At 58.4% G+C, this 26,313-nt stretch carries 23 protein-coding genes; 17 read left to right on the top strand and 6 right to left on the bottom strand.

Annotated elements, in window-relative coordinates:
• The first annotated feature begins 133 nt into the window (after nt 1-133).
• Nucleotides 134-1,927 (top strand): ABC transporter ATP-binding protein, encoded by a 1,794-nt coding sequence (locus N7578_RS03180; protein WP_311108857.1) that lies wholly within the window; start codon nt 134-136, stop codon nt 1,925-1,927.
• A gap of 19 nt (nt 1,928-1,946) precedes the next feature.
• Here N7578_RS03180 and N7578_RS03175 read toward each other — a convergent pair whose 3' ends face one another.
• The gene (locus N7578_RS03175) at nt 1,947-2,648 is read right to left on the bottom strand and encodes a GntR family transcriptional regulator (protein WP_311108856.1); all 702 of its coding nucleotides are present in this window, start codon (nt 2,646-2,648) and stop codon (nt 1,947-1,949) included.
• A 213-nt stretch (nt 2,649-2,861) separates the two neighbouring features.
• On the opposite strand from N7578_RS03175, the gene N7578_RS03170 reads away from it, so the two are divergent.
• From N7578_RS03170 to N7578_RS03150, 5 genes are all read left to right on the top strand, one after another.
• The gene (locus tag N7578_RS03170; protein ID WP_311108855.1) at nt 2,862-3,524 is read left to right on the top strand and encodes an aspartate/glutamate racemase family protein; all 663 of its coding nucleotides are present in this window, start codon (nt 2,862-2,864) and stop codon (nt 3,522-3,524) included.
• Complete coding sequence (locus tag N7578_RS03165; protein WP_311108854.1) at nt 3,521-4,885, top strand: amidohydrolase family protein; 1,365 nt, start codon at nt 3,521-3,523, stop codon at nt 4,883-4,885. Before N7578_RS03170 ends, N7578_RS03165 begins: the two co-directional genes overlap by 4 nt.
• A 32-nt stretch (nt 4,886-4,917) precedes the next feature.
• Nucleotides 4,918-6,069 (top strand): PatB family C-S lyase, encoded by a 1,152-nt coding sequence (locus N7578_RS03160; protein WP_311108853.1) that lies wholly within the window; start codon nt 4,918-4,920, stop codon nt 6,067-6,069.
• A 321-nt stretch (nt 6,070-6,390) separates the two neighbouring features.
• Nucleotides 6,391-7,416 (top strand): four-carbon acid sugar kinase family protein, encoded by a 1,026-nt coding sequence (locus tag N7578_RS03155; protein ID WP_311108852.1) that lies wholly within the window; start codon nt 6,391-6,393, stop codon nt 7,414-7,416.
• On the top strand, nt 7,417-8,124 hold the full coding sequence (locus N7578_RS03150) for a FadR/GntR family transcriptional regulator (protein ID WP_311108851.1): 708 nt from the start codon (nt 7,417-7,419) through the stop codon (nt 8,122-8,124).
• 45 nt (nt 8,125-8,169) lie between these two features.
• Here N7578_RS03150 and N7578_RS03145 read toward each other — a convergent pair whose 3' ends face one another.
• Genes N7578_RS03145 through N7578_RS03135 form a run of 3 tightly spaced genes read right to left on the bottom strand, consistent with a single transcriptional unit; the run spans nt 8,170 to nt 11,443 of the window.
• Nucleotides 8,170-9,297 carry an iron-containing alcohol dehydrogenase gene (locus N7578_RS03145; protein WP_311108850.1) on the bottom strand — a complete coding sequence of 376 codons (1,128 nt, stop codon included), beginning with the start codon at nt 9,295-9,297 and terminating at the stop codon, nt 8,170-8,172.
• Nucleotides 9,294-10,250 carry a 4-hydroxythreonine-4-phosphate dehydrogenase PdxA gene (pdxA, locus tag N7578_RS03140; protein WP_311108849.1) on the bottom strand — a complete coding sequence of 319 codons (957 nt, stop codon included), beginning with the start codon at nt 10,248-10,250 and terminating at the stop codon, nt 9,294-9,296. Before pdxA ends, N7578_RS03145 begins: the two co-directional genes overlap by 4 nt.
• 14 nt (nt 10,251-10,264) lie before the next feature.
• Complete coding sequence (locus N7578_RS03135) at nt 10,265-11,443, bottom strand: exo-alpha-sialidase (protein WP_311108848.1); 1,179 nt, start codon at nt 11,441-11,443, stop codon at nt 10,265-10,267.
• 386 nt (nt 11,444-11,829) lie between these two features.
• Here N7578_RS03135 and N7578_RS03130 point away from each other — a divergent pair, with 386 nt between their 5' ends.
• The 5 genes from N7578_RS03130 to N7578_RS03110 all read left to right on the top strand — a co-directional run bounded on the left by N7578_RS03130 (nt 11,830) and on the right by N7578_RS03110 (nt 17,769).
• The gene (locus tag N7578_RS03130) at nt 11,830-13,338 is read left to right on the top strand and encodes an ABC transporter substrate-binding protein (protein WP_311108847.1); all 1,509 of its coding nucleotides are present in this window, start codon (nt 11,830-11,832) and stop codon (nt 13,336-13,338) included.
• Nucleotides 13,339-13,404: 66 nt separating this feature from the next.
• Nucleotides 13,405-14,319 (top strand): ABC transporter permease, encoded by a 915-nt coding sequence (locus N7578_RS03125; protein WP_311108846.1) that lies wholly within the window; start codon nt 13,405-13,407, stop codon nt 14,317-14,319.
• 12 nt (nt 14,320-14,331) lie between these two features.
• The gene (locus tag N7578_RS03120) at nt 14,332-15,255 is read left to right on the top strand and encodes an ABC transporter permease (RefSeq protein WP_311108845.1); all 924 of its coding nucleotides are present in this window, start codon (nt 14,332-14,334) and stop codon (nt 15,253-15,255) included.
• Nucleotides 15,248-16,867 carry an ABC transporter ATP-binding protein gene (locus tag N7578_RS03115; RefSeq protein WP_311108844.1) on the top strand — a complete coding sequence of 540 codons (1,620 nt, stop codon included), beginning with the start codon at nt 15,248-15,250 and terminating at the stop codon, nt 16,865-16,867. Before N7578_RS03120 ends, N7578_RS03115 begins: the two co-directional genes overlap by 8 nt.
• Before the next feature lie 20 nt (nt 16,868-16,887).
• Nucleotides 16,888-17,769 carry a dihydrodipicolinate synthase family protein gene (locus tag N7578_RS03110; RefSeq protein ID WP_311108843.1) on the top strand — a complete coding sequence of 294 codons (882 nt, stop codon included), beginning with the start codon at nt 16,888-16,890 and terminating at the stop codon, nt 17,767-17,769.
• A 93-nt stretch (nt 17,770-17,862) separates the two neighbouring features.
• Here N7578_RS03110 and ppk2 read toward each other — a convergent pair whose 3' ends face one another.
• Both ppk2 and N7578_RS03100 read right to left on the bottom strand, forming a co-directional pair.
• On the bottom strand, nt 17,863-18,771 hold the full coding sequence (gene ppk2 / locus N7578_RS03105; protein ID WP_311108842.1) for a polyphosphate kinase 2: 909 nt from the start codon (nt 18,769-18,771) through the stop codon (nt 17,863-17,865).
• Between the two features lie 183 nt (nt 18,772-18,954).
• Entirely contained in the window at nt 18,955-19,887 is a 933-nt protein-coding gene (locus N7578_RS03100) for a ring-cleaving dioxygenase (protein WP_311108841.1), read from the bottom strand.
• A 117-nt stretch (nt 19,888-20,004) separates the two neighbouring features.
• On the opposite strand from N7578_RS03100, the gene N7578_RS03095 reads away from it, so the two are divergent.
• From N7578_RS03095 to N7578_RS03070, 6 genes are all read left to right on the top strand, one after another.
• A complete protein-coding gene (locus N7578_RS03095; protein WP_311108840.1) occupies nt 20,005-20,904 on the top strand; it encodes a LysR substrate-binding domain-containing protein in 900 nt (299 codons plus the stop codon).
• 1,094 nt (nt 20,905-21,998) lie between these two features.
• Nucleotides 21,999-23,120, top strand: coding sequence for an HD domain-containing phosphohydrolase (locus N7578_RS03090; protein WP_311108839.1), 1,122 nt, complete (start codon nt 21,999-22,001; stop codon nt 23,118-23,120).
• Complete coding sequence (locus N7578_RS03085; RefSeq protein ID WP_311108838.1) at nt 23,110-23,433, top strand: hypothetical protein; 324 nt, start codon at nt 23,110-23,112, stop codon at nt 23,431-23,433. The genes N7578_RS03090 and N7578_RS03085 overlap by 11 nt, the downstream gene beginning before the upstream one ends.
• Nucleotides 23,434-23,437: 4 nt before the next feature.
• A complete protein-coding gene (locus tag N7578_RS03080) occupies nt 23,438-23,806 on the top strand; it encodes a response regulator (RefSeq protein ID WP_311108837.1) in 369 nt (122 codons plus the stop codon).
• Nucleotides 23,803-25,770 (top strand): chemotaxis protein CheA, encoded by a 1,968-nt coding sequence (locus N7578_RS03075; protein ID WP_311108836.1) that lies wholly within the window; start codon nt 23,803-23,805, stop codon nt 25,768-25,770. Before N7578_RS03080 ends, N7578_RS03075 begins: the two co-directional genes overlap by 4 nt.
• Nucleotides 25,767-26,312 (top strand): chemotaxis protein CheW, encoded by a 546-nt coding sequence (locus N7578_RS03070; protein WP_311108835.1) that lies wholly within the window; start codon nt 25,767-25,769, stop codon nt 26,310-26,312. Before N7578_RS03075 ends, N7578_RS03070 begins: the two co-directional genes overlap by 4 nt.
• Nucleotide 26,313: the final 1 nt, after the last annotated feature.

Genomic DNA, 26,313 nt, shown 5'->3' with positions numbered 1-26,313 from the left:
GTACACGCAGGCCTAAATCATCCTCGTTCATTGCAAGCTTATTGGCAAGATGAAATATCTTACGTAATATCTTACAAAACATTCCCGTCGATACCGCCGTTTTTTGGTAGAAACCCCGCAGGAGCCTGCTCTTTTGCCCGTTCTTTCAGTCGAAAACCTGACTACTTCTTTCCGGCGAAACGGCGTATGGCTGCCCGTGGTCAATGATGTGAGCCTCTCCGTGAACGCGGGAGAAACGGTCGCCATCGTCGGCGAATCCGGATCGGGAAAAAGCGTGACGGCCATGTCGATCATGCGGCTTCTTCCGGAAAAGACCTCACGGATCAGCGGCAGCATCAAGCTGGAGGGCCGCGATCTCCTGAACCTGCCTGAACGCGAGATGCAGGACATCAGAGGCAACCGGATCGCGATGATCTTCCAGGAACCCATGACGTCGCTCAACCCTGTGCTGACGGTGGGTCGACAGATTGCCGAGGCCATTCGTCGCCACAGACCCATGAGCGCGGCTGAGGCACGGGCGGAAACCATCAGCCTTTTCGAGCGCGTCCGCATACCGTCTGCAACAGCCCGCTTCGATGAATATCCGCACCAACTTTCCGGCGGAACGCTCCAACGTGTCATGATCGCCATGGCGCTTTCCTGTCGCCCGACCCTGCTGATTGCCGACGAACCGACCACGGCCCTGGACGTGACCGTGCAGGCGGAAATCCTGCAGCTTATCAAGACGTTGCAGGACGAAGAGAAAATGGGCGTCCTGTTCATTACCCATGACATGGGCGTCGTTGCAGAGATCGCCGACCGAACCGTCGTCATGTTCCGGTCCCGCGCGCTCGAAACCGGCGCCACCGAGGATGTTTTCGCGACCCCCGGCAACGAATACACGCGCGCGCTTCTATCTGCCGTCCCGAAACTCGGATCGATGTCCGGACGGGAAAATCCTGCGACTTTTCCACTGATCGACGTGGAAACCGGCGTAAAGCACCCCGAGCGTGAAGTCACGCCCGCACAGCAGATGCCCGTGCTTGAAGTCAAAAACCTCATCACCCGCTTCAATGTGAGAAGCGGCATACTTGGACGCGTTACATCGCGTGTCCATGCCGTGGAAGACGTTTCGTTCAAGGTCAATCAGGGCGAGACACTTTCACTGGTCGGCGAATCCGGCTGCGGCAAATCCACGACCGGGCGCTCGGTCCTGCGGCTTGTGGAACCGGTCAGCGGAACCATCCGCATCGACGCGCAGGACGTTCGCGCCCTCTCCGCCGCCGAGCTGACGCGCAAGCGTCAACGCATGCAGATGATCTTTCAGGATCCGTTTTCCAGCCTCAATCCACGCATGCGCGTCGGCGATGCCATCGCCGAGCCAATGATAGCGCACGGACTTGCTACGAAAAAAGATGCACAGTTCAAGGCAGTCGACCTGCTGGAACGGGTCGGCCTGAAGGCGGACATGGCTCGGCGCTTCCCGCATGAATTTTCAGGTGGGCAACGCCAGCGCATCAGTATCGCCCGCGCTCTAACGCTCAATCCCAGCCTGATCGTTGCGGACGAAGCGGTTTCCGCGCTAGATGTTTCGATCAAGGCCCAGGTCGTCAATCTGATGCTCGAACTTCAGGAAAACCTGAAGATCGCCTACCTCTTCATCAGTCATGACATGGCGGTGGTCGAACGCGTCAGCCATCGGGTAGCAGTGATGTATCTGGGCGAAATCGTCGAGATCGGATCACGCGCCCAGATTTTTGGCAGCCCGCAGCATGCCTACACAAAACGCCTGCTGGACGCCGTACCGATTGCGGACCCGGCAAGACGCCACTTTCGGAAGCAACGCCCTGACATGGAGATCGGCAGCGCCGTGAGGCCAGCCGATTACGTTCCGGTCAAAGCGACCTACCGGGAGCACGCACCCGGTCATCTCGTCAAAGAAGACTGACCGAAGATCAGTTAAGGGTCTAGAGCGAAACACCGGATTGAGGGTTGGCAACAATCGCTGCCAGCAATCCCTTGCGGGTATTTTCATTGTGCTCGATCATTGCAAGCCGCGCCTTTTCGCTGTCTCGCTGGCGGAGAAACGCAGCGATACGGTGATGATCGTTCGTCGTTTCCGGATTGATGTCGCGAATGCGGGTGCCCATATAAAACAGCCGGGCGCATTCTTCCAGATGGCTCATCACCAGCGAATGCAGACGCGCATTCCCTGACCCGAGGGCGATCGCAGCATGAAACATCTCATTCGACGTGACGAAGGTTTTCGTGCTGATGTCTTCACCAACGATATAGGTGGCATCCGCCAGCCTATCGAGCGCATCCAGTTCTTCGTTCGTCAGGTTTTGCGCAGCGAGTGCGGCAGCGGTTCCCTCAAGCGAACCGCGAACGGCGAAAAGATCGTTCATGTCTTTCAACGTAACGGGCGTGACGCGATAGCCGCGACGGGGAAATGCCTCCATCAGGCCTTCGACGCAAAGTCGCGCCAGCGCTTCACGCACCGGCGTCTTGCTCATCTGAAGCCCTTCGGCCAGTTCCGGCTCGGAAACATCCACACCCGGCGCCAACTCGCCGGTAATCACGCGTTCGCGCAATATCGCATAGGCCTGCTCGGTAAGCGACTTTCCTCGTTTTTCCGATGAAAACGCCGGTTTTTCAATTCTGTCCAAATCCGTCTCCGCACCTGCCGGGACCAAACACCGACGCTCAACCGCCTATTTTTCCGTCACCGGACAGTACACGCCATAACTTCTAGCACGGAATTCGATTCCGCCAATCGACCCAAACAGGCTTTGACACGGACGCAATCAGTAATATATTACGTGGTATATCTATTTTGCGCAACATACCTTTCCGTTGCGCCATATCCCACGGATGAATACGTGCCCAAGATTCTTGTCATCAATCCAAACAGTTCCGTTTCCGTCACGAAATCGATGGAAGCATGCCTCGGCCCGGTGCGTGCGGCAAGCCGTCATCACATAGAATGCATCGAGCTTTCGAAGTCGCCTCCGGGCATCGAAACAGACGATCACGTCGCTCAGGTCATTCCCAATATCATCGAGGCTGTGTCCGCCTCACAGGCAGACGCATTCGTTCTGGCCTGCTTCTCCGATCCCGGCATTGCGAAGGTTCGCGCACTGGTGAACCGGCCGGTGTTCGGCATTGCCGAATCCGCATACATTGCTGCGCTTGGCCTAGGCTCCCGTTTCGGTATCATCTCTCTCGGCCAGTCCTCCATCGACCGGCACCTGCGTTATCTGAAAGCACTTGAACTCGACAAACGTCTGGCGGGCGACCGCTCCATCAACAAGACCGTCGTGGAGCTGATGGCAAGCGACGTGGTGGAAGTTGTGTCCCGCACCGGACGCCTGCTGCGTGACCAAGATGGTGCCGATGTGGTGATCCTCGGCTGTGCCGGTCTTGGTAACTATCGCCATGCGCTGCAAGAAAGTCTGGGCATTCCTGTCATCGACCCGGTGCAGGCAGGCGTGGCGCTGGCCTCGACCAATCTCGATCTCGATTATAGGAAGGCCGCAAGATGACACTCGATCTGACAGTACGTGGCACGCTGGTATTGCCTGAAGGTCCACTCGAAAATGCATGGATCGGGATCAAGGACGGCAAGATCGTCGCCATCGGCACCGGGGAGGCACCGGCCTCCACCGACAGCTTCGATGCCGGTGACGATCTTGTCATTCCCGGTGTCATCGACGGCCAGACCCACGCCACGAGCTATGGCGGCCTGCCCGGCATTCGCTCGACTACCCGCTCGGCTGTCGCCGGCGGCGTCACCACGATCGTCGACATGCCTTACGACAATCCTGCGCCGCTGAACTCCATCGCCCGCCTTGAAGACAAAGTGGCGGCTATCCGCGAACACGCGCACGCCAACGTGGCGCTTTACGGCACCATCATGCCGGATCAGTCAACCTCCGAGATCGAACCTCTGATCGAAAAAGGCGTCGTGGCCTTCAAGATTTCGACGTTCGAAAGCAGCCCCACCCGCTTCCCGAGGATTGCCACCAACCAGATTCTGGAAACCTTCGGCGCACTGGCGGAAACGGTCATCCCGCTTGGTGTGCACAACGAGGATCAGGAGATCGTTCGCGCCCGCATCGCGGCGGCAAAAGCGGCAGGCCGCGACGGCATCGAGGCACATTCCGACAGCCGCCCGCCAGCAGCCGAACTTGCCGCCACCGCCCAGTTCCTCGAACTCGGCGCAAGCGCTGGAGCTCATGCCCACATCGTTCATCTGTCGAACGCTCGGGGTCTGCAGCTGGTCGACAATTACCTTGCTGACGGTTTCCGCGCCACGGGCGAGCTTTGCGTGCATTATCTCTGGTTCGACCCGGCGAAAGACGGCGCCGAACTCGGTGCGCGAATGAAGGTCAATCCGCCGATCCGCCCAGGGCAGATCGATGCCCTTTGGGAAGAAATCCTTGCCGGGCGCGTCGCCTTCGTCAGCTCGGACCATTCCAGCTGGCCGATCGACAACAAGCTCACCCCGTCGATCTTTGACGCGGGCGCCGGGGTGCCGGGACTGGAAACCCTGCTGCCCGCCTTCTATACCGCCGCGGAAAGCCGGGGGCTGGATGCAGCTGCAATAACGGTGGAACAGCTCTGCGAGCGCCCCGCCAGGTTCTTCGGTCTGTGGCCGGAAAAAGGTTCGCTCAGGATCGGCTCTGACGCCGACATCACGGTCCTTTCCAGAACACCGCAGGTCTGGGATTCATCCAGAGCCCATGACGAATTGAACTGGAGCCCCTTCGATGGCCGGGAATTCTCCGTAACGGTTTCGCGCACCTATCTGGGCGGCAACATTGCCTTCGACGGCAGCGCCGTCGTCAACCAGCCCGGCGCCGGACAATATGTCCGTCGCGGCCACTCCCATTGGTTCGAATAGGCGACGGAAGAGACAAGGAGATTTTGACAGGCATGACCGACTTCGACACCGTATATGATCGCATGGGCTCCGGCAGCTCCAAGTGGAGCAAATATTCCGCCGATGTGCTGCCAATGTGGGTTGCGGACATGGATTTTCAGGTCGCGCCGGAAATCGTCGAGGCCATTCGTGCCCGGCTTGAGCACCCGATCCTTGGCTACGGCGTCGCCAAGGATGAACTGCGCGCCCAGATCGTCGCCGATATGCGCGTGAAATACGGCTGGGACGTTCTGCCGGAAGAAATCGTCTTCCTGCCTGGTGTGGAGCCGGGCTTCAACATGGCATTGAAGGCTATGCTACAGCCGGGCGATGGCCTGCTGGTGCAGACACCCGTGTATCGCCCGATTCTGAATGCCGCAGGTCACTGGGGGCTGATTCGTAAAGAAGCGCCGCTCACCCCAACCGAGAACGGCTGGAAGATCGACCTCGACACGTTCGCCGAGGAACTGGCGCAATCGAAGGCGTTTCTGCTTTGCAATCCACAAAACCCGACCGGCAAGGTCTTTACCCGTGATGAACTGCTGGCGATCGCCGAACTGTGCCGGAAGAACGACACGCTGATCATATCTGACGAAATCCATTGCGAACTGCTGCTGGACGGTCGCCACCATACGCCGATTGCGAGCCTTTCCGACGACGCCGCCAACCGTACGATCACTCTGATGGCGGGCAGCAAGGCCTACAACATCGCTGGCCTCAAAACCGCCTTCGCAATCATCAAGAACAAGGCGACACGCGAGAAATTTGCCGCATCACGCCTCGGCATGGTCGATAGCGTGAATATCCTTGGCCTTGAGGCCACGCTTGCCGCCTACGCAAAGGCAGGCGAATGGAAGACGCGGATGCTGAGCTACATCCAGGCGAACCGCGACTATCTCTCGCAGGAAGTCGCGCGCCGGTTCGCGGATATCCGCCTGATCAAAGCCGAAAGCACATTCCTCGCCTGGCTCGATTGCAGCAAACTTAACCTCAGCCCGGATCCTCAGGCTTTTTTCCTGGAACATGGGAAGGTCGGCTTCAGCGCGGGGCACGAATTTGGCGAAGCTTACCGCCACTATCTTCGTGTCAACTTCGGCTGCCCCAGAACCCTTCTGACCGAAGGGCTAGACCGCATGGAACAGGCACTCTCCTCTGCAGGAAAGTAAGGGCTGACAGCCCTTCTCCACTGAAACCGCGGTGTCCGGCACTGGCCGGACGCCGCATTATGTTTGCTTTGGCGCCCTGAACCTCCACAATCAGGAAACTGGCTGCACCCGTCAGCAAGACCGGTGCATTGCTGCCTTGTGCCAGCCAAAAGCATCATCATTCCAGCTGCTTCTCACCCGACTTGACATTTCCGCCCGTCTGCCGGCGCGTCGCGCGTTCAGCGCAGATGTCACACATGTTGTTTGCGCTCTCCTATTATAGATTGACTTTAAACGATTTTATATAATTATAAAGATTACAACATATGGAGAATGGTTGGCATGCTGGCGATACTGGCCGATGATTTGACAGGCGCGCTGGACGCCGCCGCACCCTTTGCGGGCCGCGGCCTTTCGACCGAAATTGCCATTACAGTCGATGGAATTGCCGCAGCCCTGCAGGACCACCCAGACGTCCTCAGCATCGATCTGGCATGCAGGGACGGCAGCGTGGAAAATGCCCGCGCGATCACGAAGCAGGTTATAGCTCTGCTGCCCAAGGCGGCCCGTCTGTTCAAGAAGATCGACTCCCGGTTGAAGGGGCACATTGCTGCCGAGCTTGACGAAACGCCCTTCGATCTCGCACTCGTTGCCCCGGCCATACCTGAATTCGAACGTGTGGTTGCTGACGGCCATGTCTGCGGTTTCGGTGTCCCCACACCGATCTCGATCAGGGAAAAGCTGGGGCCGCATGCTGAAAAGAGCCTGATCCCCGATACAATTACCCAGCAGGACATAACGAGCGCACTGGAATCTCCGGATACGGCCGGGGTCGATCTGCTGATCGGCGCCAGGGGTCTTGCCGAAGCGTTGGCCCAAAGCATGACGGGACGAAGCAGCGCGGCGCTGACGGAGCTACCCGCCGGGCAAGCCCTGTTCGTGGTGGGATCCCGTGACCCTATTACCCTCGCGCAGATCGATGCCTTGCGCGGACTTGGCGGAATCAGCCATATCGAGGCTCCGAACGGCGTTACGGGGAGTTATCCACACACCTTGCCGATTACACTTGTCCAGGCAACGCCCGGTGGCACAGAATGCTCGTCACAGGAGGTTTCCAGACAACTGGCGCTAAGTGTCGTGCCGTACATGCCTGGGCCGGCAACGACGCTCCTGCTGTCGGGTGGCGCAACGGCGGAAGCCGTGATGCATGAAATGAATGTTTCGCGCTTCCGGCTTCTTGGTGAATGCGTGCCGGGACTTGGCGTTGGCCAGATTGATGGGCGATATGTCATAACGAAATCAGGCGGGTTCGGTCATCCGGATACCCTGAAAAATATTGCAGAATCGATTCTCGGGAGGATCGGCTAGATGGGAATTGTCAGCGGAACGGCACGCAAAGGCCTTCCCGATCTCGTTTTCGAACGCATGCATCGGGCCATCAAGTCCGGCGCCTACAAGCCTGATGAGCGGCTGCCAACCGAACATGAGCTCGCGGTCGAATTTGAAGTTTCGCGTCCCGTGGTGCGAGAGGCGCTTCGGCGTTTGCGCGAGCAGGGTTTCATCTATTCCCGTCGAGGCGCGGGAAGCTTCGTGCGCGCGCTCGGTCTTCGCGAGCCGCTCGGCTTCGGGCAGCTAGAGAACGTCGCCGATCTTCTCAACTGCTACGAATTCCGGCTTACGCTCGAACCGGCGGCAGCAGCTGCAGCAGCTTTGCGCCACGATGCGGAAAAGCTTGCCAGCATCCAGAAAGCGCTCGAGCTTCTGCGCGACGCCACCAACCGGCAATCGCACCGCGTCGATGCGGACTACCAGTTTCATCTGGCCATCGCACGCGCGGCCAAGAACAGCTATTTCTCGACAGCCATGGAAGCCTTGAAGGAGCACATTGCCGTCGGGATGAAATTCCACGGTGCATCGGTCAAGCGCGAGGCTTCCGGTCTGACACGGGTATTTGCCGAACATGAGGCGATCGCCAACGCAATCGCGGCCGGACAAAGCGAGGAGGCAAGAAAGCTCATGCACGACCATCTGGTGGGATCGCGTGACCGCCTGTTCCAGTCTTCCCATACGGATTGATCGACCCGGCAGCGAACCGCTACCGGGTCAATACGGCATCAGGCGTTAAAATGCCTGCCTGTATATCGCGTGAACGTCCTCAACGCTCATGTCGACCGGATTGTTATCCATCAGCCGGCGGATCGCATGCGCATCCTTGGCGTAGCGCGATAAATCGTCCTCCGTTGCCCCGTGCGCCTTCAGGGACATTTCGACACCCAGATCGGCACAGAAGGCAACAGCCGACTGCCGAAGGCTGATCTGATCCAGACCTTCGCCCAGCCCGAGCGCTTGCGCCACTTCCGCAGTCTTGGCAGCCACAACGGGCTGATTGAAGGACAGCACATGCGGGAAGATGATCGCGTTGGCCAGACCGTGCGGCAGATGCAGCAAGGTTCCGAGCGGATAAGCGATGGCATGACCTGCGGCCGTATTGACCGGGCCGAGGCAAATGCCGCCGTAATAAGACGCCAGCATCAGCCCCTCACGCGCCTCGGTATCCTCGCCATTCCGGACGGCACGCGCTAGATATTTGCCGACGAGTTCGAACCCCATGCGCGCAAAGCCGTCGATCATCGGATGTGCCTTGCGGTTGGTGAAGGCTTCGACGCAATGCGCCATGGCGTCGATACCCGTCGCGGCAGTGACCGCGGGCGGAACCGAATAGGTCAGCTCGGGATCGAGAACCGCCAAATCGGCAATCATGAACGGGCTTTCGACCGCGATCTTGCTGCCCTTCACCGGATCGGTGATCAGTGAGCGGATACCCGCTTCCGACCCCGTTCCGGCCGTCGTGGCGATCTGGACCAGCCTTGTATTGCGACCGGCAACCCTGTCCGGTCCAGCAACCTCCGCAAGGGTCTGGTCGCTATCCCAGAGAACGGCAACGAGCTTGGCAACATCCATGACGGAGCCACCACCCAGCCCGACGATCAGGTCGGGCTTGCAGTCGCGCGCCTTTTCCAGCGCAGCGTCCAGAGTTGCAATATCCGGTTCGCCCGGAATGGCATCGAAGACATCGACCTTTCCAGACAGACCCAGCCGCTCGACAAAGGTAGAGGTGATGCCGGTTGCAATGACCAGAGTGCTGGCGACGTTCTCCGCCCACGGCCCTACCTTCGAGATGGTGCCAGCCCCGACAACAAGCCGCCTGGGCTGATGAATGACGATTGGAGCAATTGTCATGGGACTCATCCTTGCTTGTTGGGGCCATCCACGAGCTTGCGGGCGTAGGCGATGGCCGAGTTCATGTTGCCGTGATTGGCGATGCCCTTGCCGGCAATATCGAAGGCGGTGCCATGATCCACGGACGTGCGGTCGATGGGCAGGTCCACCGAAACATTCACAGCCGTATCGAAGGCTACCAGCTTGATCGGAATGTGACCCTGATCGTGGTATTGCGCCACCACCAGATCGAAAGCCCCGGAATAGGCCCGGTGGAAAACCGTATCGGCGGAGATCGGCCCACTGACCTCTATGCCTTCCGCCCGTGCGGCAGCCACTGCCGGAGCGATCTGGTCGTCATCCTCGGTGCCGAACAGCCCGTTTTCACCGCAATGCGGATTGATACCAGCCACGGCAATCCGCGGACGCTCGTAGCCGATGCGCTTGAGGTGGTCATTTCCGGCCCGTATGGTCTTCAGAACCCTCTCGGTGGTCGCACGACGGATTGCTTCCTGTAGCGAGACATGTGTGGACACATGAATGACCTTGAGGCGATCGGATGCCAGAAGCATGTAGGCTGCCGACGAGCCGGTCAGACTGCGCAACATGCCGGTGTGGCCGTCGTAATGATGGCCTGCGAGGTTCAGGGCTTCCTTGTTGATCGGGGCCGTCACGATGCATCCGATCTTACCGGCCTCGGCATCGCGAACCGCGCGCTCGATGAACCTGAAAGCCGCATCACCGGCTTCGGGAAGCAGCTTGCCCCACGGCAATGGAGCACCCGCAATCGGCAGATCGACGACGAAAGGCGCCAGATCGATTGAAGCTCCGAGCGCCTGCCGCGCCGCTTCGAGCGTGGCGAGATTGCCGTAGACCCGTGTTGCCGCACGATCGTCCGCAGACATTTCGGCAAGCGCCCTGACAATGATCTCGGGACCGACGCCGCAAGGATCGCCCATTGTGATACCGATGATGTTGGTCATCAAACTCTCCTGCTTCAAGCTCCAGCCCAGCCGGGCGCCAGACGAACATATTTGATTGCGCGTCGATAATAGGTGTAAGCGATGTGAAGGCTGCCGTCCCGGCCTTCGAGCAGCCAGGGATAGGACATTTCCCTGTTGCGTCCGTCCGTTGAATCGTTCGAAAGGCAGGTGCCCGGGCCGTCTTCGATGACGATACGTTTCCCGAACGTCCGGCCGCCATCGTCAGACAGGCAGACACTGACCGGTGAACGTGGCACGCCCCAGATCGGAACGCATCCGCCCGTCGGATCGGCATCCGGACGGTCATCATCCTCTCCGAGTTCGTCGTAAAGTGAGGCGCGCCGCTGGCTGGATTGTTCCGCGTTCGTCGGATTGCAGATCATCGCGAGGCGCCCGTCCGCCAGGCCAATGACAGCAATGGAGGAATTGTTGTTCGGCACGTCGGTCGCGTGCGGGACAGACCATGTACGTCCACCGTCCACGCTCTCCGTACGATAGACGAAATCCGCCTGACGCCGGCGAAAGAACGCAGCCAGGCTCTCGTCACCGGTTTTGACGGGACTCATGTGAACGCATCCGGTCGATTCCGGCAGATCCTCGAGGTGCCAGCTCTGGCCTCCATCCGTGGATATGCCGATGGCCGCATTGTCATGACTGCCGTTCCACTTCTGGCCCGGCCGCGGAATACAGCGAAAAATCGGCAGTAACCACGCGCCGTCATCGCGAATTCTCAACGGTGCACGGACAAAGCTGCCGCGTGGCAGATCCAGAAAACGCCCCGCCTCCGCCTTCAGTACCGCGGGAGCCGAAACGTCTCTGCTAACACGCGCCATGCGAATTCGGCATTCATCCTGATTGCCGGACGGCTGGGACGTGTGGAACAGCCACAAGGTGCCATCTGGGGCCGTGAAAAACACCGGGTTCTGCTCGGAATGCTCGGAATCGAAGCTCAGCCGTTGCGGCTCCCCCCAATGTTCCGATCCAGCCGTCAGCACGGATGCGAATATGGAAATGTCGGATTTCCCTTCCAGCGTACCGCCAAACCAGGCGCAGATCAGCGAACCGTCTTCGAGGAGATGCAGGAAACTGGCATGATTCTGGATCATGGGGGAGTTCAGAAACGCCTCATGCCGGGTATCCGAAACCCGGCGAACGTCTCCATTCATGGCATTAGCGATGTCTTCAGGGGTCATTTTAGCCTCCTCCTGCCATGACAGAAACGTCAGAACGCAAAAGTTGTCAAGTTTCATAAAATAGAAAACCAAACAATTAAACCAAAGAAATTACACATAACTATATGTTTTTCAATAATAAAAATTTCTTTTAGCTTTTTGATTTTAAATCCATAAAGAAATTAATTTGACAAACTTTGCGTTCCGGTGAATGCTTGCCATCGAAGGCCCGAAGCCGGCCCACACCATGATGGGCTAAAGGCGAGAGCCGATGGATATCTGCCTGGGAGGAGGCAACACCGCTGTTAGCGACCTGAAGTGACGCCTGCGGGCGCTGACATTCAGTCGTCACCTTAGCGGAGCAACCGAAACCGGCAGTCGAGTTTCTGATCTGGGAGGAGAATGAAATGAAACGAACCCTCATGCTTGCGACGCTTCTGATGGGTAGCGCGCTATCTGCGATAACACCTGCGCATGCTGCCTCCGGGCCGATCAAGATCGTGCTTGCCGAAGAAGCGGACCTTCTTGAGCCGTGCATGGCAACGCGCTCCAATATCGGTCGCATCATCATGCAGAATGTGAGCGAAACCCTCACGGAGCTTGATGTTCGCAACAACAAGGGCGTCATGCCGCGCCTTGCCGAAAAATGGGAACAGAATGCCGATGGCAGCTGGCGCTTCCATCTGCGTCAGGGCGTAAAGTTCTCCGACGGCACCGGCTTCGACGCCAAGGATGTAAAGCACAGCTTCGATCGCATCATGAGCGACAAGAACGCCTGCGAATCCCGCCGCTATTTCGGCGGCATGACGATCACGCCCACGATCGTCGACGACTACACCATCGATTTCAAGGCGGATCCGGCCCAACCGATCCTGCCTCTGCTGATGTCGCTGGTCACGATCGTTCCGGAAGAAACGCCTCTGGAATTCATCCGCGAGCCGGTCGGTACCGGTCCCTACAAGCTGAGCAACTGGACGCCGGGTCAACAGATCGTTCTGACATCCCGCGACGATTACTGGGGTAGCAAACCGGCGGTGACAGAAGCCACCTATCTGTTCCGCGCCGATCCCTCGGTTCGTGCGGCGATGGTGCAGGCGGGCGAGGCGGATCTTTCACCGTCCATCTCGCAGCTCGACGCGACAAACAAGAAAACCGATTTTTCCTACCTCGACAGTGAAACGGTCTATCTTCGCCTCGACCACAATATCGCACCGCTGAACGATGTTCGCGTCCGTCGCGCCCTGAACCTTGCAATCGACCGTCAGGCATTCATCGGCACGCTGGTTCCCGAAGGCGCGGTTCTGGCGACCGCACTTGTGCCGCCAACGACACTCGGCTGGAACCCGGACGTCAAGGTCTTCCCGTACGACCCCGATGGCGCTAAGAAGCTTCTCGATGAGGCAAAGGCCGATGGAGTAAAGGTGGACACCCCGATCACCATCATCGCCCGCACGGCCAACTTCCCGAACGTGACCGAGATCATGGAAGCGATCCAATCCCAGCTTCAAGAAGTCGGCTTCAAGACCGATCTCAAGTTCGTTGAAGTCGCTGAACACGAAAGCTATTATTCCAAGCCTTTCAAGGAAGGCCGCGGACCGATCATCGTCGCTGCAATGCACGACAACTCCAAGGGCGACCCGTCGTTCACGATGTTCTTCAAATATGCATCAGACGGCACTCAGTCGGGCTTCTCCGATCCGAAGGTGGATGACCTTATCAAGCGTGCGTCAGCGGCCGTCGGCGACGAGCGCGCCAAACTCTGGTCCGAGCTGTTTGCCTATTTGCACGATGATGTTGTTGCAGACGTCGATCTCTTCCATATGGTCGGTTTCTCGCGAGTTTCCGAACGGCTGGATTTCAAACCGACCATCGCAACGAACTCGATGCTGCAACTGTCTGAAATCGGCATCAAGTAACCAATTCGCTCAAGACAGAAATGACGGCGGGCTACTGCCCGCCGTCTTAGCAGAAAGAGGGCGCACATGTTCAGCTTCATCCGGAAACGCTCGATAGCGAGCCTGATCTCGCTGGTTGGCCTCATGGTGATCGTTTTTTTCCTGTCCCGGCTAACCGGCGATCCAGCGTCGCTGTTCCTGCCCGTCGAGGCATCCGAAGAGATGAAACGGCAGTTTCGTGAACTGCACGGCCTGAACGATCCGCTAATGGTGCAATTCATGCGCTATGTCGGCAGCGTCGTGACCGGCGATCTCGGTGAATCCCTGCGCAAGGCGCGTCCCGCACTCGATGTCGTTCTCGAAGCATTCGTCTGGACCCTGTGGCTTGCAGCGATCACAATGTCGCTTGTCACGGGTGCCGCAATCGTCGTCGGATCGCTCGCCGCGTTCCGCTCCGGCGGTTTTTTCGACCGCATAGCCTCGATGATTTCACTTGTCGGCGCTTCCGTCCCGGATTTCTGGCTTGCCATCGTCGCAATCGTTGTTTTCTCGGTCAACCTTGCCTGGCTGCCCACCTCAGGCACCGGCTCCGTGCTGCACTGGATATTGCCGATTGCCGTGCTGTTCGTCCGCCCCTTCGGCATCATCGTTCAGGTGGTGCGCGGCTCGATGATTACGGCGCTGTCCTCTGCCTATGTCAAAACTGCCAGGGCAAAGGGTGTGAAGTCGCGGCCGATCATCTTCGTGCACGCCCTGCGCAACGCCATGCTGCCGGTCATCACCGTCATCGGCGATCAAGCCGCAAGCCTGCTGAACGGCGCTGTCATCGTGGAAACGATTTTCGGCTTTCCCGGCGTCGGAAAGCTGATGATCGATTCCATCCTCCAGCGTGATTTCAACGTCGTGCTCGCGGCTATTCTCGTGACGGCCCTTGCGATCTTCATCATGAACTTCTTGATCGACCTTGCCTACGCCCTGCTCGATCCCCGAATTCGCCACTGAGGAGGAACCGGTATGAGCCTTTCCACCGCTGAAACGCCGGTCACCGCCGAACCGTCTTTCCTGATCCGCATGTGGCGCATGCTTCTGGCAGACAAATTCGCCCTATGTGCCGTCATTTTCCTGCTGATCCTGCTTGTCTTCGCCATCATCGGTCCTTCGTGGCTGGGAGAACTGGCGACAAAACAGAACCTGCGCGGCCGAAACCTTCCGCCCTTTGAATGGGCGCGGGAATGGTATTTCTGGATGGGTGCCGACGCCCTTGGCCGGCCTCTGCTGGCGCGCATCATCGTGGCGGCACAGAACACCCTGATGGTAGCCGCCGGAGCCGTTCTGCTGTCGTCGGTCGCTGGTACGGTGCTTGGCCTGGTCGCCGGCTTTTCTTCGCCACGCGTCGGCCAGATCATCATGCGGCTGGCGGACGTCATCATGTCCTTCCCGTCGCTGCTGATTGCCGTCATCGTGCTCTACCTGCTCGGCTCCTCGATCCTGAACCTGATGCTGGTGCTCGCGATCACCCGTATTCCCGTTTACATCCGCACGACACGCGCAGAAGTGCTGGAAGTCCGCGAACGCATGTTCGTGCAGGCCGCCCGCGTCATGGGCGCATCGAACAAGCGCATTCTCTTCCGCCATATCCTGCCGGTGGTTCTGCCGACGCTGACAACGCTCGCCACGCTGGATTTCGCCTATGTCATGCTGGCCGAAAGCGCGCTTTCCTTCCTCGGCATCGGCATCCAGCCGCCGGATATCACCTGGGGCCTGATGATTTCGCAAGGTCGACAGTATCTGACCAATGCATGGTGGCTGTCGTTCTGGCCAGGCCTTGCGATTATTCTCACCACAATGTCGCTCAACCTGCTTTCGAACTGGCTGCGTATCGCACTTGATCCGGTTCAGCGCTGGCGCCTGGAAATGAAAGGTCACAAGGATGGCTGACCATCTGCTCGAAGTCCGCAACCTCTCGGTGGATTTCCATACCGCCACCGGCGTCGTTCATGCGGTAAAGAACATTTCCTATTACGTCGACCGCGGGGAAACCCTCGCCATTCTGGGCGAAAGCGGCTCGGGGAAATCGGTATCGTCATCGGCGATCATGAACCTCATCGACATGCCACCCGGCAAGATAACCTCCGGGGAAATCCTGCTCGACGGCAAGGACTTGTTGTCGATCTCCCAACACGCGCGCCGCGAGATCAACGGTAAGCGAATCGCTATGATCTTTCAGGATCCGCTCAGCCATCTCAACCCTGTCTATACAGTCGGCTGGCAAATAGCCGAGGCCATGACGACCCACGGCCTTTCGCGCACGAAGGCTGATGCCGAAGCCCTGCGATTGCTTGGACGCGTCGGCATTCCCGAACCGGATGTGGCGATGAAGAAGTATCCGCACGAGTTTTCCGGCGGGCAGCGCCAGCGTGTGATGATCGCCATGGCGCTGGCGCTGAAGCCTGACCTCCTGATCGCCGACGAACCGACGACCGCCCTCGACGTGACGGTTCAGGCCGAAGTCCTTTCGCTACTGAAGGAATTGCAGCAGGAAACCGGCATGGCCGTGATGATCATTACCCATGACCTCGGCGTCGTCGCCGAGATTGCGGATCGCGTCGTCGTCATGGAAAAGGGTCAACTGGTCGAAACAGGAACAGTGCGAGATGTCTACAAGAACCCGCAGCACCCCTATACGAAAAAACTCATCAACGCCGCGCCCGGCAAGGGCGAGATGCATGAGCCGCAGGCGACCGGCGAGGCCCTTCTCCGCGTGCGTGACGTGCGTAAGCGATACGGCGCATTCGATGCGCTGAAAGGCGTTTCTTTCGACCTTATGCCAGGTGAAACGCTGGCGATCGTCGGCGAGAGCGGCTCGGGAAAATCGACACTTGCGCGCATTCTCCTGCGGCTGGATGAACCGGATTCGGGAAGCGCCCTGTGGAACGGCCGCGACCTGTTCCAGCTGTCGCCCGCCGACCTCTATGCGCTACGTCGCGATCTGCAGATGGTGTTTCAGGATCCCACGCAATCCCTCAATCCGCGTATGACCGTCTTCCAGCTCATTTCCGAGGCCTGGGTGATCCACCCGGAAATCCTGCCGAAAGCGAAATGGCGCGAGCGTGTTGGTGAACTCTTGCGTCAGGTGGACCTTCTGCCTGAGCATATGGGCCGTTATCCACATCAGTTCTCCGGCGGCCAACGCCAGCGCATTGCCATCGCACGCGCGCTTGCGCTGGAGCCGAAACTTATCGTCTGCGATGAGGCCGTTTCCGCCCTCGATGTTTCCGTGCAGGCACAGGTGATAGCGCTTCTCGACAAGCTCCGCCGGGAGATGGGTATTTCCTTCATTTTCATCGCCCACGACCTGCCTGTGGTGCGCGACTTCGCGGACCATGTGATGGTCATGCGCAAGGGGCAGGCAGTCGAGATCGGTACGGTCAGGCAGGTCTTCGAGGCCCCCCGCGAGGAATATACCCGTGCACTTCTGGCTGCGAGCCTCGATCCAGACCCAGACACCCATTCGAATGGTCGCCCTGAGCGGCTTGCCAGCATCAACTGACAGATTTCCGGAGCCTATCCATGACCAAGCAAGCTTTCGTTGCCCTCGTGACCTGCTTCAACGAGGACGAAACGATCAACTACGAGGCAACGCGCGCGCAGGTCAGCCGCCAGGTGGCCGCCGGAAACAACATCATGTGCGCCGGTACAAATGGCGATTTCACAGCGTTGACCTTCGAGGAAAAGGTAAGGCTGACCGAAGAGGTCGTCGATGAGGTGGGCGGTCGCGTCAAGGTCATCGTCAACGCGGGAATGCCCGCGACATTCGAGACGATCAAACTTGCCCGCGAGTTCGACCGCATCGGCGTCGACGGAATAGCCGTCATCACGCCCTTCTTCATCGCCTGCACACAGGATGGCCTGATCCGCCATTTCTCGACGGTGGCCGATGCGGTAAAAACGCCGGTCTATCTCTACGATATCCCCGCCCGCACACAGAACCACATCGAACCTGAAACGGCGCGCAAGCTTGCTGACCATGGCAACATTGCGGGCATCAAGGACTCCGGTGGCGCTCAGCAGACGCTTGAAGCCTATCTGCAAGTGTCCAAGGAGGTCCAAGGATTCGAAGTCTATTCCGGGCCGGACCACCTCGTCCTCTGGTCGCTGCAGAATGGTGCCGCTGGCTGCATTTCCGGCCTCGGCAACGCCATGCCGGACGTTCTGGCCAATATCCTGAACGCCTTCAATCGGGGTGATATTGCTGAAGCCGAGCGTCAGCAGGCGATCTATACGGCATTTCGTACCGATCTGTATGCGCTCGGTTTTGCACCGGCAATGGTCAAACGCGCGCTCTACCTCCAGGATAGCTCCGTCGGCGCCAGCCGCCAGCCTGCCCTGCTCCCGAATGACGAACAGGACAATCGGATCCGCTCGATCCTGGAACGCTACGGTCGGCTCTGACCGACCGACGCTTCACCGTATGATGCTGGCGCCCTGCTGAAGATAGGGCGACAGCGGTCGGCTCTATCCGGCAATCCCTCGGTCGGCCCGCGGTCAGTAGACCTCAGGAACGTACATGTCTGCCGGAACCTGATGGCGGATGTAATCGTCGTTGCGAACGCGGTCCGGCAGCTCGATAGACTGTTTCGGTACGTCCTCATATGGGATCTGGCTGAGAAGATGCGCAATGCAGTTCAGGCGTGCCTTCTTCTTGTCGACGGCCTGGACCACCCACCACGGAGCTTCCTCGATATGCGTTCTCTCCAGCATTTCTTCCTTGGCCTTGGTGTACTCTTCCCAATGAATGCGGCTCTCAAGATCCATGGGCGATAGTTTCCACTGCTTCAGCGGATCATGGATGCGCATGCGGAAACGGAATTCCTGCTCCTCGTCGGTGATCGAGAACCAGTATTTGACGAGCACGATTCCGGAACGCACCAGCATGCGCTCGAATTCGGGAACGGAGCGGAAGAACTCTTCGAGTTCGTCGGGCGTGCAGAATCCCATGACGCGCTCGACACCGGCACGGTTGTACCATGAGCGGTCAAAGAGCACCATTTCGCCGGCGCTCGGCAGATGCGGGACGTAACGCTGGAAGTACCACTGATTGCGCTCGCGCTCGGTCGGTGCGGGAAGCGCCACGACGCGGCAGACACGCGGGTTGAGACGCTGGGTCACGCGCTTGATTGCGCCGCCCTTGCCTGCTGAATCGCGTCCTTCGAACAGCACGACCACCTTGAGCTTCTTGTGCTGCACCCAGCCCTGCAACCGCACCAGTTCATGCTGGAGGCGGAAAAGTTCGCGGAAGTAAACCTTGCGCTCCAATGTCTGCGCAGCCGGTTCGGACAGTCCTTCGACGACCAGCCGATCAAGCTCTTCCTCTTCCATCTGCATTTCCAGCTCTTCGTCAAAGCTGTCGGCGATCTCTGCCTTGATGCGGTTCAACTGAGAGATTTCGATCATGGTTCTTCCGTCACGTGTGTGGTTGGAACCCTGTCATCAAACACGCTCATGCGACAATCACATGACAAGGCGGGCGTCATGAAAGACGCCCGCTGTCACCGATGTAAAACTGCTCGACGCCGGAAGCCATATCGCGGGAGAACTTTCGCGATAGTGACTGCCGACGCAGAGCAGGTACACGCCTTATGCGGCGAGTGGAGCCAGCCCCGCTTCGATCTGATTGCGGAACGGCTCATACCGGCTCGGCAGCTTGAGAGCCTCGCCGAGATGCGCCGTATCTTCATCACGGTCGAACCCGGGTTCGTTGGTGGCGATTTCGAACAGGACCCCACCCGGCGTCCGGAAATAGATCGCCCAGAAGTAATCGCGGTCGATGACAGGCGTTACCTGATAGCCGGTATCCATCAAAGCCTTGCGCACTTCCAGCTGCTTCTCGCGGTTTTCGACCGCGAAAGCGATGTGGTGAACCGAGCCTGCGCCCGGTCGGGCGAACGGCGTTTTCGGAAGCGCTGCGAGGTCGATCGTATCCGCGCCATTACCACCCGGAATGATGAACCGCGTGACATCGCCCTCAGCCTCCGCCTTTTCATACCCCATGAAACGGAGAAGCTCCGCAGTCGCCGCCGTGTCGTGTAGATTGAAACGCGCGCCGGTGAAACCGCGGATGGCGTTATCCTCGGAAATGCCATCGGAAACCCATGGCGTGCGGGCGTCGTCACCCGTTTCGATCAGCGCAAGACCATCGCCATCGGGACCTGTAAAGCGGAGGCGATTGGCCCCGAAGACCGTATCGGCCTGAATGCCGCCTGCTCCGCTGGCAACGAGACGGTCCTTCCAGAAGCCGACAGCCCCCTTGGGAATGGAAAACTGTGTTTCCCCGACTTCGCCGACGCCCGGGCGACCGCCCATCATATTGGCGAAGGGGAAATAGGTCATTACGGTGCCGGGCGTACCCTTTTCATCACCGTAGTAGAGGTGATAGACGCTTGGCTCGTCAAAGTTGACTGTCTTCTTTACCCGGCGCAGGCCGAGCGTTTCGGTGAAAAACCGGTTGTTCTGCTGGGCATCCGACGCCATGGAGGTGACGTGGTGCAATCCCTTGATGTCTTTGATCATGGCCGATGCGGTCCTTGTCCGTATATCCGTTTCGATGGACATGATTTAGACCACTTGATTAATTTCGAGAATTGCAATATTATTCCCGAATGAATTGCTATTTTTGAAACAATAGTCATGAACGACCAGAAAGCTCTCAAGATATTTCTCATGGCCGCCGAAAAGCGCAATTTCGCGCAGGTGGCCCGCGAACTGGGCATGACGGCCGCTGCCGTCACCCGCGCCATTGCCGCACTGGAAGACGATCTCGGCGTACAGCTGTTCGTCCGCACCACCCGGCAGGTTTCCCTGACAACCGATGGCGCGGTTTTTGCCGCGCAGATCCAGCCTGCCGTCGAGGCACTCGAAAATGCCCGACGGGATGTCAAGAATGCGCACAAGGCAGATCAGGGCCGCCTGAGGATCAGTGCACCGACGTGGCTCGGCAAGACGGTGCTGCCGCCGATCCTGTCTGGCTTCAAAGACCTGTACCCCAAGATGGCTTTCGAGATTTCCCTCTCGGATGGTCTGGTGAACATTGTCGATGACGACTACGATCTGGCGATCCGCATTTCTTCGGCACCTTCGGACAAGTTCACGATCTGGCGCAAGATCAGGGCCGTGCCGAGAATCCTGGTGGCGGCACCGGGTAGCCGCTTCGCGGACATGCAGCACCCAAGCGAGCTAACGCCGGACGACTGCCTGGCCTATAGTGGCGAAAGCAGGCGGGAAAACTGGGTTTTGTCAGACGGTGGATCGAGCCTTACCATTTCAGCCGGTCGCTCGTTCAGCGCCAATAGTGGCGAGGTTCTTGCCGATATGGCCGCCAATGGCATGGGCGTGGCGATGCTCCCGGGCTTTAACATCGCGGAACATATCCGCAGTGGAAGGCTGGTGCATGTTCTGCCCGGCTGGGCACCACCCGAACTCTGGCTGACCCTTTATTATCCGCCCTATCAGGCACTACCGCCTCGTATCGCGACGTTCTCGAAGTTTTTCGAAGACCAACTGCCGCCACACATGGTGATGCTGGACTAGCCCTTGCTCCACATAACAAACGCAAGCGACTGAGCCAGCCCGCAAGTGTGACGTCTCCCTTCAAGGCATCGCCGTTTGGAACGAGAGACGCCGTATCGACCGGAGCGCCAAAGTAACCGAGGGATGCGTCCGCGCCCACACCACGGCTATCGCCTTCGGAGTCCAGATGGTCTTTCATCAACTGTTCGAAGGATGCACGATCCGAGCCTGTCTGTGGCGATGCACGATTGCCCGTCTGATGTTCGTTTCGTTCAAGCAAAGCGCAGCTAAGACGGCAAAACCGTCGTCGTGGTCCGTCATTCTCCATCGCGACACCCTTGATGGCCATTCTCGTCCGTTCAGCGCGACAGCCAATGCGGTTTGAAGCTTTATTGCCTTAATCGCGGATAAAAACTCACTGCTATGATCACCAAGGTCAATCGGCATTTTTGAACGATACGCTCACCGGAAAATAACACCCGAAGCGTGCAATCACAAAAATGTCAACATTGGCGAAATCCCTCCAATGCGCAGCGAACCGGCATCTTTGAAATAGTATCATGACCGCGTGCGGGAGATCGACGAGACTGGTATTCATCATCAAAGCCCGCAGCAACGGGCAACAACCATGGGCAAGACCGCAAGAGCACTCGATGATCGAATAAAGCCCTGATTTTCTGCATTTTTATATCATATTCAGTCTTTTTAACGTCAAAATTTTCATCGTAAATAACATGCAAGGGATGCCTCAATGGACCTGTAGCGGGATGCCTTTTTCTCGCGCAAGGCCGAACATCCGGCTGTCGTCTCGCCGTTTCAAATCGCCACAAAAATGCCTTCATTCGACCAAGGCCGATGCGTCCAATACAAATTTTACACGCATCAGGCGACGTTTATGACGTGAACTTAATTCACTGTTAATCAACATATGGTCAATTTATCCATAACAATTGGTTGCGCGAATTAACTGCTTTCGTGCAGCAGCTTCATTTTTCTGATCACATGAAGCGATCAGCACTTCTCCAAAGAATGTTTATCAATCCGTCGAATTTCTTCCGCGCCTGCGGAGGATTTCGCACGCAAATCTGTCCGCAATCCAGCGATAGCGAGGACATGTGCAAATCGTATTGGTCGATGACAGCAAATCAATTGTCGTTGCCTTGGATGCCGCAATCCGGGGCCTTCCCGGCGTGAGGAAAATCGTAGCGTTTACCGACCCTGCGGAGGCGCTGGAATATTGCAGCTACAACGCCGTCGATCTGCTTCTGGCAGATTACACGATGCCCAAATATAATGGGATCGAGCTCGTCAGGGCACTCAAGGCGCACGAACACTTCATGCACGTGCCGGTTATCATGATAACGTCCCAAACCGGCCGACCGGTCCTCATCGAGGCGATAGAAGCCGGTATCACGGAATTCATCAACAAGCCTTTCGATCCCGTAGAACTGAAGGCGCGGGTGCGCAATTTGCTGGATCTGCGACGTGCACAGCGTGATCTCGCCGGGCAGGCAATCAGGCTTGTCGGTGAGGTACGCAAAGCCACCCGTGAACTCGCCGCCCGCGAAGAAGAAATCATATGGCGTCTTGCGCGCGCGATCGAGTTCCGCGACGGCCACACCGGTGAGCACATTTCCCGCGTGGCACACATCAGCATGCTGATGGCCAAGGACCTGGGCCTCGATGACGAGCATTGCCGCATGATCTATCTTGCGGCCCCATTGCACGACGTCGGCAAGATCGGAATTTCCGACAGTGTTTTGCTGAAGCCCGGTCGTCTGACCCCGGACGAGATCGCCGAAATGCGGAAACATGTCGGCATTGGCGTACAAATCCTCGAGAACGGGTCCTCCGATCTTCTGCGCATCGCGGAAGCGATTGCCAGCGGACACCACGAGAAATGGGACGGCACCGGATATCCCGAAGGCGTTGCCGGAGAGCTCATCCCCCTGGAAGCCCGCATCGTTGCGATTGCGGATGTTTTCGAGGCCTTGTGCTCCGAGCGCCCCTACAAGAAGGCATGGTCGCACGAAGAGGCACATGCGCACATCATCGCGCAGAGCGGCAGCCATTTCGATCCCGCCTGTGTGGCGGCATTCCAACGGCAATGGCCAGTCATCGAGAAGCTGATGAGAGGGCAGGAACTCGTGGGTATCGATGTTCCAGGCATCGAGACGCCGGACGACGACGACAGCCTGACGATCCAAACCTCTCGGGAGTTCCCCAATGTCCTTTAGCATCGCGAACAATACGCTGACGATGCCTCAGTCGCTTTCCATCCGCTCGATTGCGTCGGCACATGGCCTGCTTCTGGAAGCCTTCGGCAAGACCGATACGCTGGTGGTCGAGATACCGGCGGATGCCGACGCGGACCTGAGCTTCGTGCAACTGATGGAAGCCTCCCGCAAGTTCGCGGCGCAAAACCGTAAGACAATCACATTGAAAGACCCAGCAGACGGCCAGGTTCTGCAGACATTGCGACGGGGCGGTTTCCTGTCGCGGATGGATGACGCCTCCCGCCAGTTCTGGCTGCATGGAAAGGACACGTAATATCATGAGCGCACATATTCTCACTGTCGACGATTCAGCCAGCATCCGTATGACGACCAAGATCGCCCTCACAGGCGCGGGCTATCAGATCACCGAGGCGGTGGACGGCCAGGATGGTCTGGGCAAAGCGAAGTCGGCGAATTTCGACCTGATCATTACAGACCTCAACATGCCCAACATGAACGGTCTGGAAATGATCGAGGCGCTTCGGCAGTCGCCTGCCCATACGGGTATCCCGATCATCTTTCTCACCACCGAATCCGACGCCGACATGAAGGCCCGCGCCAAGGCGGCAGGTGCGACAGGCTGGCTCACCAAACCATTCGACGCCGAACATCTGGTCAAGATCGTGAAAAAGGTTCTCGGAAAATGACCACGCTGGACCCTATTCAGGTTTTCAGGACGGAAGCGGCGGAGCTCTTCGAGCAGATCGAGGGTGGACTGCTCGACCTCTTGCATGATTTGACCGATCAGGATCAGATCGATGCTGTTTTTCGCGGACTGCACACTCTGAAGGGGTCCGGAGCGATGTTCGGGTTCGAGGCTCTTGCCGCCTTCACCCATCATTGCGAAACCGCCTTCGACCGGGTGCGCAAGGGCGAAGTCCCCGCCACCAGCGAACTCGTAGCGGCAGTGCTTGAAGCGCAGGATCACATGCAGGCGCTGGTTGAGAACCCGCACGGTGTTCCGGGTGACGGCGGTGAGCGGCTGCTTGCGAGGCTGCATGCCGCCGTCGGCAACGGCAACAGAAGCGGCGTCATCACACATGTTCCCGTCCAGACCGCGACACCGGAAACGGCAAAGCCGAAAACCACCACGTGGGAAATCCGGTTCCGCTTGCCTGCCAACGCGATGGCGAACGGAACAAACCCGCTCGGTCTCCTGGATGAGCTGGAGGAACTCGGCGACTGCGAGATCGTCGCAGATACCTCGACAGTACCGGCGCTCGATACCCTCAACCCAAGTGATCTACATCTTGGCTGGACGGTCCGTTTGACGACCGGACAGCCTCAGTCGGCAATCGATGACGTGTTCATATTCGTCATGGACGATATGGAGATCGATATCCGTGAGATCACGGCGCAGGTTGAAGAAGCTCCAGTCGTTGCGGAGGTCCTACCGGAAATCAAGAAGGCAACGGCTGATCCCAAAAACGGCAAGACGGCTGAAAACGTTCGTGTGCCGGCAGAGCGTCTGGATGAGTTGATGGACCGGGTTGGCGAACTCGTCATCGCCCAGTCGCGGCTCTCACAGCTGGCCGGCGGCAGCGCCGATATCCTGTTGCGCTCTGTTTCCGAGGATGTCGAACGGCTCTCAGGCGAATTGCGTGACACCATGATGGTGCTTCGCATGGTGCCCATATCCCAGCTTTTCGGTCGCTTCCGCCGACTGATTCACGATCTGGCGCGGGAGACGGGCAAGCTGATCGAGCTTGAGACGGAAGGCGAAAGCACCGAGGTCGACAAGGCCGTCATCGAACGCCTCGCCGATCCCCTCGTGCACCTCGTCCGCAACTCCTGCGACCACGGGCTGGAGAAAAGCGATGAGCGCATCGCTGCAGGCAAATCGGCCACGGGTCGCATTACCCTTGTTGCCCGCCAGTCCGGCGGCGACGTTACCATCACGATCCGGGACGATGGCAGGGGCATCGACCGGCAACGCGTGCGGGCCAAGGCGGAGGCTTCCGGCCTTCTGGCCGCCAATGCGCAGGTCACCGATCAGGAACTCCTACAGATGATCTTCCAGCCCGGATTCTCAACGGCTGCCGAGGTCACAAATCTCTCCGGCCGCGGTGTCGGCATGGACGTTGTGAAAAAAAGCGTCGAAGCGCTGCGCGGTTCGATCAACATCGTCAGCACGCCGGGCGCCGGCTCGGAAATTTCGCTGTCGATCCCGTTGACGCTCGCGATCATCGACGGCCTGCTGGTGCGTGTGGGCAACGGTTGCTACGTCATTCCGCTGCCAGCGGTGGAAGAATGCCTGGAACTCTCGCCAGACGACGATATCCGTTCACGCGGTCGCTCCTTCATTTCGCTGCGCGAAAGTCTCGTTCCGTTCATTCGCCTGCGCGAACTGTTCAATACTGGAACGGCGCCGGGAGAATTCCAGAAAGTCGTGGTGGTTTCCACGGGCTCCGAACGTGTCGGGCTCGTCGTAGACCAGATCATCGGCGATCACCAGACGGTCATCAAGGCCATGTCCAAACTGCACCATGACGTCGCGACCTTCTCGGGTGCAACCATCCTCGGTGATGGCAATGTCGCACTTATCCTCGATGTCGCCCACCTCGTGGCAGCGGGGCAGCACCAGGAGGCGCAATTGCGGGCGGCGGGATGAACCAGCCTCTTTTGAGAACAACCGATGAATTCTGGGGCGATTTCAGCGAGGTCGAGGTTCTGACCTTCAATATCGCCGGCGAAACCTTCGCAATCGAAGCCGTGAAAGTGCAGGAAATCCTGGACCTTCTGCCGGAAACAGCAGTTCCTGGAGCAAAGCCCTTCGTGGCGAGCGTCATCAACTTTCGCGGCAAGGTAATCCCGCTTGCGGATATCCGTCTCGCGTTTGGTATGGAAGCCACGGAACGCACCATCGACAGCCGTATCGTCGTTGTGGAATTGCTGCTTGATGACGAAACGACACTTGTCGGCATCCGAACAGACAAGGTGAACGAAGTCACCACATTCAACAGGGCCGCGAGCGAACCGCCACCCAGCGTGGGGATGCGATGGCGCGCGGATTACATCCACTGCCTCATCAAGCGCGGCAGTGAATTCGTCATTCTTCCCAATCTGACGGCAATTTTCAAAACACACCGCGACGCGGGACCGGGCGCGAGCAGCGTACGCGGCAACGTCATCGAACTTTCCAAGGAGCATTGAT

This window comes from Agrobacterium tumefaciens (genome assembly GCF_031801495.1).
Lineage (GTDB): Bacteria > Pseudomonadota > Alphaproteobacteria > Rhizobiales > Rhizobiaceae > Agrobacterium > Agrobacterium tumefaciens_K.
The sequence above is the reverse complement of the archived record's forward strand: the minus strand, read 5'-3'. Positions and strand labels throughout refer to the sequence as shown.

Coding starts and splice junctions, on each gene's coding strand:
- N7578_RS03165 (WP_311108854.1), top strand. CDS start 3,521: ATGACACTCGATCTGACAGTACGTGGCACGCTGGTATTGCCTGAAGGT.
- N7578_RS03160 (WP_311108853.1), top strand. CDS start 4,918: ATGACCGACTTCGACACCGTATATGATCGCATGGGCTCCGGCAGCTCC.
- N7578_RS03155 (WP_311108852.1), top strand. CDS start 6,391: ATGCTGGCGATACTGGCCGATGATTTGACAGGCGCGCTGGACGCCGCC.
- N7578_RS03150 (WP_311108851.1), top strand. CDS start 7,417: ATGGGAATTGTCAGCGGAACGGCACGCAAAGGCCTTCCCGATCTCGTT.
- N7578_RS03145 (WP_311108850.1), bottom strand. CDS start 9,297: ATGAGTCCCATGACAATTGCTCCAATCGTCATTCATCAGCCCAGGCGG.
- pdxA (WP_311108849.1), bottom strand. CDS start 10,250: ATGACCAACATCATCGGTATCACAATGGGCGATCCTTGCGGCGTCGGT.
- N7578_RS03135 (WP_311108848.1), bottom strand. CDS start 11,443: ATGACCCCTGAAGACATCGCTAATGCCATGAATGGAGACGTTCGCCGG.
- N7578_RS03130 (WP_311108847.1), top strand. CDS start 11,830: ATGAAACGAACCCTCATGCTTGCGACGCTTCTGATGGGTAGCGCGCTA.
- N7578_RS03125 (WP_311108846.1), top strand. CDS start 13,405: ATGTTCAGCTTCATCCGGAAACGCTCGATAGCGAGCCTGATCTCGCTG.
- N7578_RS03120 (WP_311108845.1), top strand. CDS start 14,332: ATGAGCCTTTCCACCGCTGAAACGCCGGTCACCGCCGAACCGTCTTTC.
- N7578_RS03115 (WP_311108844.1), top strand. CDS start 15,248: ATGGCTGACCATCTGCTCGAAGTCCGCAACCTCTCGGTGGATTTCCAT.
- N7578_RS03110 (WP_311108843.1), top strand. CDS start 16,888: ATGACCAAGCAAGCTTTCGTTGCCCTCGTGACCTGCTTCAACGAGGAC.
- ppk2 (WP_311108842.1), bottom strand. CDS start 18,771: ATGATCGAAATCTCTCAGTTGAACCGCATCAAGGCAGAGATCGCCGAC.
- N7578_RS03100 (WP_311108841.1), bottom strand. CDS start 19,887: ATGATCAAAGACATCAAGGGATTGCACCACGTCACCTCCATGGCGTCG.
- N7578_RS03095 (WP_311108840.1), top strand. CDS start 20,005: ATGAACGACCAGAAAGCTCTCAAGATATTTCTCATGGCCGCCGAAAAG.
- N7578_RS03085 (WP_311108838.1), top strand. CDS start 23,110: ATGTCCTTTAGCATCGCGAACAATACGCTGACGATGCCTCAGTCGCTT.
- N7578_RS03080 (WP_311108837.1), top strand. CDS start 23,438: ATGAGCGCACATATTCTCACTGTCGACGATTCAGCCAGCATCCGTATG.
- N7578_RS03075 (WP_311108836.1), top strand. CDS start 23,803: ATGACCACGCTGGACCCTATTCAGGTTTTCAGGACGGAAGCGGCGGAG.
- N7578_RS03070 (WP_311108835.1), top strand. CDS start 25,767: ATGAACCAGCCTCTTTTGAGAACAACCGATGAATTCTGGGGCGATTTC.